General features: G+C 46.0%; 14 protein-coding genes (1 of these 14 only partly in view). 12 read left to right on the top strand and 2 right to left on the bottom strand.

Going from position 1 to position 10,053, the window contains the following annotated elements:
- The first annotated feature begins 30 nt into the window (after window positions 1-30).
- The 11 genes from rplQ (at window position 31) to HP567_RS04145 (ending at window position 8,528) form a co-directional block, all read left to right on the top strand.
- Window positions 31-390 (top strand): 50S ribosomal protein L17, encoded by a 360-nt coding sequence (gene rplQ, locus HP567_RS04095; RefSeq protein ID WP_012684000.1) that lies wholly within the window; start codon window positions 31-33, stop codon window positions 388-390.
- Between the two features lie 168 nt (window positions 391-558).
- Window positions 559-1,410 (top strand): energy-coupling factor transporter ATPase, encoded by an 852-nt coding sequence (locus tag HP567_RS04100; RefSeq protein ID WP_173612332.1) that lies wholly within the window; start codon window positions 559-561, stop codon window positions 1,408-1,410.
- Window positions 1,386-2,258: an energy-coupling factor transporter ATPase gene (locus tag HP567_RS04105; protein ID WP_173612333.1), complete on the top strand. Its 873-nt coding sequence runs from the start codon at window positions 1,386-1,388 to the stop codon at window positions 2,256-2,258. Before HP567_RS04100 ends, HP567_RS04105 begins: the two co-directional genes overlap by 25 nt.
- Window positions 2,259-2,260: 2 nt before the next feature.
- Entirely contained in the window at window positions 2,261-3,058 is a 798-nt protein-coding gene (locus HP567_RS04110; RefSeq protein ID WP_173612334.1) for an energy-coupling factor transporter transmembrane component T family protein, read from the top strand.
- Complete coding sequence (truA, locus tag HP567_RS04115) at window positions 3,055-3,789, top strand: tRNA pseudouridine(38-40) synthase TruA (protein ID WP_173612335.1); 735 nt, start codon at window positions 3,055-3,057, stop codon at window positions 3,787-3,789. Before HP567_RS04110 ends, truA begins: the two co-directional genes overlap by 4 nt.
- A 254-nt stretch (window positions 3,790-4,043) precedes the next feature.
- Window positions 4,044-4,481, top strand: coding sequence for a 50S ribosomal protein L13 (gene rplM / locus HP567_RS04120; RefSeq protein ID WP_012684005.1), 438 nt, complete (start codon window positions 4,044-4,046; stop codon window positions 4,479-4,481).
- Window positions 4,482-4,501: 20 nt separating this feature from the next.
- Window positions 4,502-4,894: a 30S ribosomal protein S9 gene (gene rpsI, locus HP567_RS04125; protein WP_005828788.1), complete on the top strand. Its 393-nt coding sequence runs from the start codon at window positions 4,502-4,504 to the stop codon at window positions 4,892-4,894.
- 645 nt (window positions 4,895-5,539) lie between these two features.
- Complete coding sequence (locus tag HP567_RS04130) at window positions 5,540-5,854, top strand: DUF3986 family protein (RefSeq protein WP_173612336.1); 315 nt, start codon at window positions 5,540-5,542, stop codon at window positions 5,852-5,854.
- Between the two features lie 32 nt (window positions 5,855-5,886).
- Window positions 5,887-6,384, top strand: coding sequence for a YpjP family protein (locus tag HP567_RS04135; RefSeq protein WP_173612337.1), 498 nt, complete (start codon window positions 5,887-5,889; stop codon window positions 6,382-6,384).
- A 203-nt stretch (window positions 6,385-6,587) separates the two neighbouring features.
- Complete coding sequence (cwlD, locus tag HP567_RS04140) at window positions 6,588-7,304, top strand: N-acetylmuramoyl-L-alanine amidase CwlD (protein ID WP_269137329.1); 717 nt, start codon at window positions 6,588-6,590, stop codon at window positions 7,302-7,304.
- 111 nt (window positions 7,305-7,415) lie between these two features.
- Complete coding sequence (locus HP567_RS04145) at window positions 7,416-8,528, top strand: P-loop NTPase (RefSeq protein WP_173612339.1); 1,113 nt, start codon at window positions 7,416-7,418, stop codon at window positions 8,526-8,528.
- Between the two features lie 52 nt (window positions 8,529-8,580).
- On the opposite strand, the gene gerD is transcribed toward HP567_RS04145, so the two are convergent.
- Window positions 8,581-9,231 carry a spore germination lipoprotein GerD gene (gene gerD, locus HP567_RS04150; protein ID WP_173612340.1) on the bottom strand — a complete coding sequence of 217 codons (651 nt, stop codon included), beginning with the start codon at window positions 9,229-9,231 and terminating at the stop codon, window positions 8,581-8,583.
- 125 nt (window positions 9,232-9,356) lie between these two features.
- Here gerD and HP567_RS04155 point away from each other — a divergent pair, with 125 nt between their 5' ends.
- Window positions 9,357-9,944 carry a KinB-signaling pathway activation protein gene (locus tag HP567_RS04155; RefSeq protein ID WP_173612341.1) on the top strand — a complete coding sequence of 196 codons (588 nt, stop codon included), beginning with the start codon at window positions 9,357-9,359 and terminating at the stop codon, window positions 9,942-9,944.
- 26 nt (window positions 9,945-9,970) lie between these two features.
- Here HP567_RS04155 and pdaB read toward each other — a convergent pair whose 3' ends face one another.
- Window positions 9,971-10,053, bottom strand: the 3' end of a protein-coding gene (gene pdaB, locus HP567_RS04160) for a polysaccharide deacetylase family sporulation protein PdaB (protein ID WP_173612342.1). Its footprint extends 688 nt past the window's final position; the window shows 83 of its 771 coding nt (coding positions 689-771); its start codon lies beyond the right edge, outside the window; it ends in the stop codon at window positions 9,971-9,973.

The following is a 10,053-nucleotide window of genomic DNA, read 5'->3' on the forward strand; positions in this document are numbered from 1 at the left end:
GTTCTCTCGATTAAGAGGGAGGTAAACCACATGGCACAACGTAAATTGGGTCGTCGTAGCTCAGCTCGTAAAGCGCTGTTCCGCGACTTGGTAACAGACCTGATCATCAACGAGCGCATCGAAACTACAGAGATGAAGGCGAAAGAACTGCGCCCAATCGCTGAAAAAATGATTACGCTCGCGAAACGTGGCGATCTGCATGCTCGCCGTCAAGTTGCTGCTTTCGTTCGCAAAGAAGTTGCGAATGCTGAAGGCCGCGATGCTGTTCAAAAACTGTTCGATGAAATCGCTCCTCGCTTCAAAGAGCGCAACGGTGGATACACTCGTATCCTGAAAGCCGGCCCTCGCCGTGGCGACGCTGCTCCAATGGCGTACATCGAATTCGTTTAATACATGTAAACTGGTCGTTTACTCAGGTTTTAAGCCTGGTAGATTACCGCGAAAAGGGTGGGGGCAGATCTGGTCATAGGCTGGACTCTGATTCAACCCTTTTTTCCTTTTACATCGAAATCCTGCTAGTCAGTTCCCTGTGAAGGCTGGGGAGGTTGTGAATGCCTCATGAATGAAGATAACCTGCTGGCATTGCGAGATGTTTCTTATACCTACGATGGTGAGGATGGCCAACGGGTTCCGGTATTACAAGGTGTTGACCTTACCATTCAAAAAGGTTCCTTTGTATCCGTATTGGGGCACAACGGTTCCGGCAAATCAACGATGGCAAAGCTGATGAATGCTCTATTGCTTCCTGAAGGCGGCGCAGTACTTATCAGTGGAATGGATACGAAAGATGGGGAACAGCTTTGGGAAATTCGACGACATGTTGGCATGGTCTTTCAGAACCCGGACAATCAGATTGTAGGGGCTACTGTGGAAGATGATGTCGCCTTTGGCCTAGAAAACATGGGTGTGGACCCCAAAGAGATGCGAAATCGTATTGATGAGGCGCTCGTTTCTGTAGGGATGGAGTCTTATTTACAGGCACAACCACATCGTCTGTCTGGGGGTCAAAAGCAACGCGTGGCGATCGCCGGGATTATGGCGATGCGGCCTTCTGTCATCATCCTGGATGAAGCGACAGCGATGCTTGACCCACAAGGGAGAATGGAAGTCCTGAATCTGGCTCGTCAACTGAACCGTGATGAGGGACTCACGATCATTAACATTACCCATTTTCCGGAAGAAGCCATCTATTCGGATAAGGTCATCGTCATGAATGCGGGTGAAGTCCTGATGGAAGGTAAGCCGAGTGAAGTGTTTAATGTAGTAGATCGTTTGAAACAGGTGGGACTGGATGTGCCATTTGCCGTTCGACTGCGACACGCACTTCATTCCAAAGGGATTGAATTACCGTTTGTCCTGCATCAAGAGGAGCTGGTGGAGCACGTATGCAAATTACTTTTGACCAAGTAAGCCATATCTACGCAAAGGGAACACCGTTCGAACGAGTTGCCTTACACAATATTTCGCTGACGATTCCATCCGGTTCGTTTGTCGGAATTATAGGCCAGACGGGCTCAGGTAAGTCAACGCTGATTCAGCATTTGAACGGGTTGCTGATGCCTAGTTCAGGGCAGATTACCCTGGGTGATGCGGTCATTACTCCAAAGCGACGATTACCCCATGCTAAAAGGCGCGATATTGGGCTCGTCTTTCAATATCCTGAACATCAGTTGTTTGAAGAAACGGTTGCGAAGGATGTTGCTTTTGGACCGCTCAATTTTGACTTGCCAACGGAAATGGTGGAAGCCCGCGTAAAGGAGTCCCTTGAAATTGTTGGCCTGGATTATGCCACGATCAAGGATCGTTCGCCATTTCATTTAAGTGGCGGACAAATGCGACGTGTTGCTTTGGCTGGTGTTCTTGCCATGCAGCCGAAGGTTCTGGTATTGGATGAACCAACTGCGGGTCTTGATCCTGCGGGACGAGTCACGATTCTGGAAGGGATCTACCGGATTCATCGAGAACAAAACCTCACGACACTATTGGTTACACACAGCATGGAAGAGGCAGCCCGCTATGCAGACTATTTGCTTGTGATGGCACAAGGTCAAGTAGCTTTGCAGGGGAAGCCGGAGGAAGTATTCATGCAAGTGGAGCGTCTCCGAGAGCTGTCTTTGGATGTACCGGAAACGGTGGCTTTCGTATCGCAAATGAATCAAATGCTGCCGGACAAGGCTAGTCTGCCGAGCTCCCTTTATCGGGAGGAAGAGCTGATTGCCCATCTGCTGGAACGACTGTCCGTACCAAAGGAGGGCTAGGCATGCTGCAGAATATCGCAATTGGTCAATACGTACCAGGGCAATCTTTTTTACATCGTGCAGATCCGCGAAGCAAGCTTCTCTTCATCATCCTTTTTGCTACCTTGATTTTTCTGGCTAACAATGCGGTTACGTACGCCATACTCATTGGTTTTACCTTGTATGCTGCACTTCTTTCTAGGCTTTCATTGTCCTATATATTAAAAAGCTTAAAGCCTGTCTGGATCCTGATTTTGTTTACCGTTGTCTTGCATATTTTTATCACAAAAGGCGGGACGGTCTACTTTCAGTGGGGATGGTTTACAGTAGAAGAGCAGGGAGTTCGCCAGGCGATCTTCATTTCTTTGCGCTTGGGACTTTTGATTCTCATTAGCTCCTTGCTAACACTGACCACCTCTCCTATCGATTTGACGGAGGGTTTGGAGCGTTTACTAGGACCACTAGGGAAGATCGGCATACCGGTTCATGATATAGCCCTGATGATGTCAATTGCACTCCGGTTCATTCCGACCCTGATGGAAGAAACGGATAAAATTATCAAGGCGCAGACCGCCAGAGGAGCCAATTTCACTAGTGGAAGTCTCGTACGCAGAGCCAAGAACCTGATTCCGATCGCTATTCCATTGTTCGTTAGTGCATTTCGGCGTGCGGAAGAGCTGGCTTTGGCGATGGAAGCACGTGGCTATCGCGGGGGAGTGGGGAGAACGCGGCTGAATAAGCTGACGTTCACTTGGCGTGATGGAATCGTAGCTGTTGTGAGTGTGATCCTGGTAATCGTGATTGGGTGGTGGCGTACATGAAGCGACTGCGATGTGTATTGGCGTATGACGGAACTGACTTCAGCGGTTTTCAGGTACAGCCAGATCAAGTAACGGTCCAGGGTGAAATTGAAGCCGCATTGAATCGGATTACCGGAGAAGATATCCAAGTCTTCGGATCAGGCCGGACAGACGCGGGTGTTCATGCACGCGGTCAAGTGATTCACTTTGACACGTCGAGCAACATTCCGATGGATAAATGGCGGTTTGTGTTGAATAATCAGTTGCCTGATTCTATTGTCATTCGGACAGTCGAAGAGGTCGATGCCTCTTTTCATGCGCGTTTTGACGTGCAAGTTAAAGAATATCGATATTGTATCGACAACAATCCGGTAGCAGATGTATTTCGACATCGTTACGCCGACCATGTCCGGTTCCCGTTAGATGTGGACGCGATGCAGCAGGCTGCTCATTACTTGGTGGGTGAACATGATTTTACTTCCTTTTGCTCGGCAAAAACATTCGTCGAGGACAAGGTTCGGACTGTGTACGGGCTCACCGTGGAAAAAATCGGAGACGAGGTATGGGTGACATGCCGAGGCAACGGTTTTTTGTACAACATGGTTCGAATTATTGTGGGGACTTTGGTTGAAGTAGGGCAAGGAAAAAGAAGCCCTGCTGAACTGAGGGAAATCCTCGCCGCATGTGATCGGGAAAAGGCAGGTAAGACAGCACCAGCCAAGGGTCTGACCATGTGGGAGGTTGTCTACTAGTTCTCAGATTTCCAACTATTAGACGAACGAGCAGCACTTGACTATAGGGCGTCTATGTAGTACGATATTCCTTGGTATTTTAACCCCGCCTAGCCCCACTCTAGCCCCGGGATTGAAAGACAAGAACGTGATTACATGGAACACCTGGAAGAGTTGCTCACCCGTAACAGCAATTATCTTCCATTGCAAGTTTCGGTTGTTTTGGTTATAAGTAGATGGATATGTGTTAGGTAAGATATTTAGGAGGGACAAAAATGCGTACCACATATATGGCGAAACCGCTCGAAGTTGAGCGCAAATGGTACATCGTTGACGCTGAAGGCCAAACGCTGGGTCGTCTGGCGAGCGAAGTAGCTTCTATCCTGCGCGGAAAATTGAAACCAGAATTCACTCCTCACGTTGACGCTGGCGATTTCGTAATCGTAATCAACGCTGACAAAGTGAAATTGACTGGTAACAAACTGAATGACAAAATTTACTACACTCACTCCCTGTATCCAGGTGGTTTGAAAAAGACCACTGCTGGCGCAATGCTGAACAAACGCCCAGATCGTATGTTCGAACTGGCGGTAAAAGGCATGCTGCCTAAAAACAGCCTGGGACGTCAAATGTTCACCAAGCTGAAAGTATACGCTGGAACTGAGCATCCGCACGCAGCACAAAAACCAGAAGTTTGGCAAATTCGCGGTTAAGGTAAAGGGAGGAAATATACGTGGCACAAGTACAATACTACGGTACAGGTCGTCGTAAGCACTCCGTAGCACGCGTTCGCCTGGTTCCAGGTGAAGGTCGCATCGTGATCAACAAGCGTGAAATGGATACTTACTTTGGTTTGGAAACACTGAAATTGATCGTAAAACAACCACTCGTTCTGACTGAAACTCTCGGTCGTTACGATGTATTGGTTAACGTAAACGGCGGCGGAACCACTGGTCAAGCTGGTGCAATCCGTCACGGCGTTGCTCGCGCTCTGCTGAAAGCAGATCCGGAACTGCGTGGCGCTCTGAAACGCGCTGGCTTCCTGACTCGCGATCCTCGTATGAAAGAGCGTAAGAAATACGGCTTGAAAGCAGCTCGTCGCGCACCTCAATTCTCCAAGCGCTAAGAAGCTTTCAATTATCAACATTATCGCCCTTGGCCATCATTGGTCAGGGGCTTTAATTTTTTCTTCCAACGGCCCTCCAATTTGCCTTCTATGGTTTTTTGAGCAACCCCTATTGTTATCTAAATGTCTATGCGTATAAAAATTCCTATACCCCGAAAAGCACTGTCTTTTAACAAGTCCATTGCTACTTTATAAATTACCAAAAAAAGTAAATTATATATTGAAAACAATTATTAAAATGGTATAATTTGGTATATTCAATAATGTTAGGAGGTCATTCATATGGGATAGTAACTATGAAGTGTAGAGCTACATAGCATCTGGTGCTACTGTATCTACTCCGAAATGGTCTGCTCGTGTGAACTCAACCGCTATCATTTTACTAGTGCTCGTGAGTGAAATCGGAGGCAAAAGCTACTGAATATACTTCGAGCATCAACTGTTGTCAATGGCAAATGGACATCTCGACCGCGAGCGATACGTTGCTGGAGGATGGCTCAAATTTGGCCTCCCGAATGGATCACTGACCACATGAGTCAGGTGGTGGAATACCGCATAAGAATCAATCATAGAGCCACTATTACACTTGGCTTGAAAATTCAACATACGAAAAAGTGAATCTTGAGAAATGGGAGAGTGGAAAGAATGTTGGATTGGGACAAAATGCAAGAGGAGTACGTAACGGATCATCATTATCATGTTTCTTACCATGAAGATGGATACGATATCGAGGGTACTGTATGGAAAAAGAAAAACGGAAATGGTTGGGATGTTCTCTTTTCTGATATACATAATGAGCTAAATGAAGAGAATGATACTCAATTAGATTTAGTAATTTTCCGCTATGAAAAAGATCAGTTAGACATCGAAGAAATCAATGAAATGTTTGCACAATGGGTCAAAAAGGTGCTTCTTCGTAATGCAAAAGATAAATCAGTATACATGTACAAGGAAACATGAAATCAATTAAAGAAAAGGTGGTAGATTTTTAAATGTTTAAGAAGATAGTATCGCTTGTTTTAGCGGTTTCGTTTGTTTTTACTGGTGTCGTGGGGACTTCCACTGTAGCCGCGGCAGATCATCATTCTCAAGTAACTAAACAGAATCTCTCGAGTTCAATGAGAGAGTCAGAAATAAAAGAGAAGCAACAGGTTGCACCAATTGTTGCCAGAATAATCATAAAAGCAGCAGAATTTGCTGTTAAGAAATTAGGGAAAAAGATAGCAGATGATGTATGGCCTGTTGTGAAGAAAAAGCTGGATGATCTTTTGGAATCAGCTAAAGATCTTTCTGTGAAAGGCCCTGGTGGCGGTGAAAGAGTCTTCGCTATATTTAGCGATAAAACGGAAATTTTCAGATTGGATGCTAAGTTATTAAAAAAATCGGATGGATACTATCTGTGGGTTCATTATCATATTCGTCCCAATATGGAAGATCATCATGATATTGCTAATATTTATATGGGAAAAGATAAGCCTGGTGGCTGGTAAGTGGACCTACGTGCAGAAACGCCACGCATTGGAAAAACAGTATGTAATCTAATGTGTGGCGTTTCTTTTCTGTTTGCCTTGGGATCGATACATCCCCCTTGTCTGTTTCGCAGGCAGGGGGTTTTTCCTTTCTACAAACGGGTATATTTGTCCATGTTTGTCCATATGATGGAACGAGAATGGGACAAAGGGGACGATACACTGTGACACGAAAAGGAGTAGGCTGGATATTGGCTTTCGCGGTACTTATGCTGTTGTTCACCTACGAAGCGCCTGATCGTTCTTCCTGGCAAGCGTGGTCGCTGCCACTGACGGGAACGGTCATAGCTATTGACCCTGGGCATGGGGGAATCGATGGCGGTGCCGTTTCCAAAAAGGGGGATGTAGTTGAGAAAGAAGTGACTTTGGCCATTAGCATGTACTTGCGAGATTTCCTTCAGCAGTCTGGAGCGTTTGTGGTTATGACGAGGGAGGAAGACAAGGATTTGGCCAGTCCAGATGCGGCACAGGCACGCAAACGAAAATCTGAGGATATTCGAAACCGGGTAAGGCTGGTCAATGATAGTACACCGGATTTTTTGGTCAGCATACACGTTAATTCCATCCCTTCTCCGAAATGGTCGGGAGCACAGACTTTTTATTCCCCTAGCTTCAAAAAGAGTGCAGAAGTTTCTTATTTGATACAAGATGAGATCAAACGGGTGATCGGTCATACAGATCGGGTTCCGAGTAAGACGAACAATGTGTTCTTGATTCGGGAGGTTAACTGCCCGGCCGTTTTGGTAGAAGTAGGCTTTGTCAGCAATACAGAGGAGGCCAAGCGACTTCAGAGCGTTGAATACCAAAAAGCTATGGCGAATGCCATTTATCAGGGAATATTGCGTCAGTACTCGGGAGAAAAAGCGCCAATTACACCCTGAGATGGCGGTGATCGTGTTCCGACCGCCCGAATATGCTATAATGAACGCGCATACGCTGCCGTTATACCAGCATGAAAATGTTTGAAAAGATTATAGATGAGGTGAACCAGAATGTTGACCAGAGAACAGGTTCTCGAAGCACTACGCGATGTAAAAGACCCTGAAATTAATCGTAGCTTGGTCGAGCTCAACATGATTCGGGATATCCATATTGAAGGCAAGACAGTAAGCCTCACAGTCGTTCTGACGATTTCGGGCTGTCCGCTCAAAGCCAAGATCGAGGACGATGTCATCGCAGCTGTGAAAGCGCTAGGAGCAGAAGAAGTACGCCTGCAATTCGGTTCGATGACAGACGAGGAACGTGCGGCTCTATCTGCTCAGCTTCGCAAGAACCAAGGTGGGCAAACACATAACATGACACCGGGACAAGCTCCTCTCTTGAATCCGATCTTGGCGAAGGATTCGAATACGACCTTTATCGCGGTCACTTCCGGAAAAGGTGGCGTCGGAAAGTCGACGGTGACAGTGAACCTTGCTGTTGCGCTGGCTCGTCTAGGAAAAAAAGTGGGCATTATCGACGCAGACATTTACGGATTTAGTGTGCCCGATATGATGAATATTGAACAACGTCCAACCGTGATTGGGGAAACCATTCTGCCTGTTGAAAAGCAAAATGTAAAGGTTATGTCCATGGGCTTTTTTGTAGAGGACAACTCTCCGATCATTTGGCGTGGTCCTATGTTGGGGAAAATGCTGCGTAACTTTTTCACAGAAGTGCACTGGGGCGAAGAATTGGACTACCTCTTGTTGGATTTGCCTCCAGGAACGGGAGACATGGCCCTTGACGTGCATACCATGATTCCGCAGAGCATGGAGATTGTCGTAACTACTCCTCATGCTACTGCAGCGTTTGTAGCAGCTCGCGCAGGAGCTATGGCAAAGCGAACCGGTCATGAAATTCTCGGTATTGTAGAAAATATGGCATGGTACGAAGCTAAGGATGGTTCGAAAGAATACGTATTCGGTCGTGGTGGAGGAGCCAAGCTTGCCGAGACATTGGCATGTGAGCTGCTTGCTCAAATTCCGCTGGGACAACCGGATAATCATCCATCTGAACCTGATTATTCCCCATCCATCTATGGAGAAAAGACCGAAATTGGTCAGCTTTACATCGATATGGCCAAACGTGTCATAGAAAAATGCGGGGAAGCCGTCAAACAATAAGATCTAAGAAGATGAAAAAGGTGGGCTCTACAATAGAGCTCACCTTTGCGTTTTAAGAAGATTTACCGCTGCCTCCACTAGAAGAACCTCCGCCGGAACCTCCACCTTTACCTTCTTTTCCTTTTTTCTTCGGCTTCAGTTCCTTTGGTTTGGTCATGTCCTCGGATACTTTGGTCATGATCTTCATGAGTTCAGCCTGGAACAAAGGACTTTGCAAGGAATCCTTTATCACTTGCATGGTTTGCTGTCGATAAGCAGAGCTTTTCATCAGGTCCATCAAATTTTTCTCAAACTCAGGGTCTTTCATTACGCTGATAAGCTCTTTTTGGTATTCAGGGTCCTTCATCAGGTCCTTCATTAGCGTTTTTTGTTCATTCTTCATGGATTTCGCCATAGCGCTTGCGAACTTAGGGTCTTTAAACGCTTCTTTGATGTGCGTGCTATTGGGATTCGTCATGCTTTGGATCAAAGTTGTCCGCACTGTCGACTCGTCCAGCATCAGGCTTTGTTTGAACTTGTCATCCTTCATCATTTTACCTACAGATTGCTTCGCTTCGTCCGTCTGTAATATGTCCAGCACCATGTCTTTGACGCTTTTATAATCAGGCTGAGACGAACTTTGCGCTTGTCCGCCACCCCCGCAACTGGTGAGGACCAGACAGACAAGAGCGGTTAACCAAAAAGACATCGTCTTTTTTCTCATGGGGTGGACACCTCCTTCTTTACTCTGCCTACAAGTAACGTGTGCATTTTGTTTTGTTCTTACGCTAGTATTTTCTTGTATCCATTGGTACAATCATATTCGATGTGGATGGGAGGGAATACTTGGTGAGTTTGCGTAAGTATGGATGGCTTTTTATTACCACGCTCTTGCTTGGGGGATTAGGCGGGATCCTGGTTGCCCTTATTTTTGACTTGGACAAGCTACTCGGGGGAAGCACCGGTAACTTTTTTGTAGGCTTGTTCATGTATCTCCTGTATGGAATGACCATTAGTATTGTGGCTCAGATGGGTTTTTTTGCGTATATGACGATTAATTATTTCGCTAAAACAATATTCAAAACGGCTTCGCTGTGGAAAAGTGTCCAAGTATTTCTTATTTTGTTTGTCTTTTTCGATATGATTTATCTTCGCTATACGTCTTTCGGTGAAGGAAAAGGATTTGGTTCGTACTTTATTGAGCCAACGGTATTATTGATTGTTGCTATTGTTACCGCATATGGAAAAGTAAGTCTGACCAATAAATCAGCATGGATACCGACGACCTTCTTTATGTTTGTCGTTACGGCATTGGAATGGATTCCTGCATTGAAGGAAGATAATGTGCGTGCAACACTGTCCATGCTCGTCCCACTATTGTTTTGTAACGTCTGGCAAGTCATGCAATTGCACCGTCTGGTAAAAAGAGAAAGCTGACCCAATGAAGGTCAGCTTTTTTTGTTTTAGTGAATTTCTTTGCTGTCTACACTTGTACCCGAAATGAGTTCAGATACGGTAACGAATTCATAGCCATCCTTACGTAGTT

This window comes from Brevibacillus sp. M2.1A, from assembly GCF_013284355.2.
Lineage (GTDB): Bacteria > Bacillota > Bacilli > Brevibacillales > Brevibacillaceae > Brevibacillus.

Excerpts from the sequence above, each read along its gene's own strand:
- rplQ (WP_012684000.1), top strand. The coding sequence starts at position 31 with ATGGCACAACGTAAATTGGGTCGTCGTAGCTCAGCTCGTAAAGCGCTG.
- HP567_RS04100 (WP_173612332.1), top strand. The coding sequence starts at position 559 with ATGAATGAAGATAACCTGCTGGCATTGCGAGATGTTTCTTATACCTAC.
- HP567_RS04105 (WP_173612333.1), top strand. The coding sequence starts at position 1,386 with ATGCAAATTACTTTTGACCAAGTAAGCCATATCTACGCAAAGGGAACA.
- HP567_RS04110 (WP_173612334.1), top strand. The coding sequence starts at position 2,261 with ATGCTGCAGAATATCGCAATTGGTCAATACGTACCAGGGCAATCTTTT.
- truA (WP_173612335.1), top strand. The coding sequence starts at position 3,055 with ATGAAGCGACTGCGATGTGTATTGGCGTATGACGGAACTGACTTCAGC.
- rplM (WP_012684005.1), top strand. The coding sequence starts at position 4,044 with ATGCGTACCACATATATGGCGAAACCGCTCGAAGTTGAGCGCAAATGG.
- HP567_RS04130 (WP_173612336.1), top strand. The coding sequence starts at position 5,540 with ATGTTGGATTGGGACAAAATGCAAGAGGAGTACGTAACGGATCATCAT.
- HP567_RS04135 (WP_173612337.1), top strand. The coding sequence starts at position 5,887 with ATGTTTAAGAAGATAGTATCGCTTGTTTTAGCGGTTTCGTTTGTTTTT.
- HP567_RS04145 (WP_173612339.1), top strand. The coding sequence starts at position 7,416 with ATGTTGACCAGAGAACAGGTTCTCGAAGCACTACGCGATGTAAAAGAC.
- gerD (WP_173612340.1), bottom strand. The coding sequence starts at position 9,231 with ATGAGAAAAAAGACGATGTCTTTTTGGTTAACCGCTCTTGTCTGTCTG.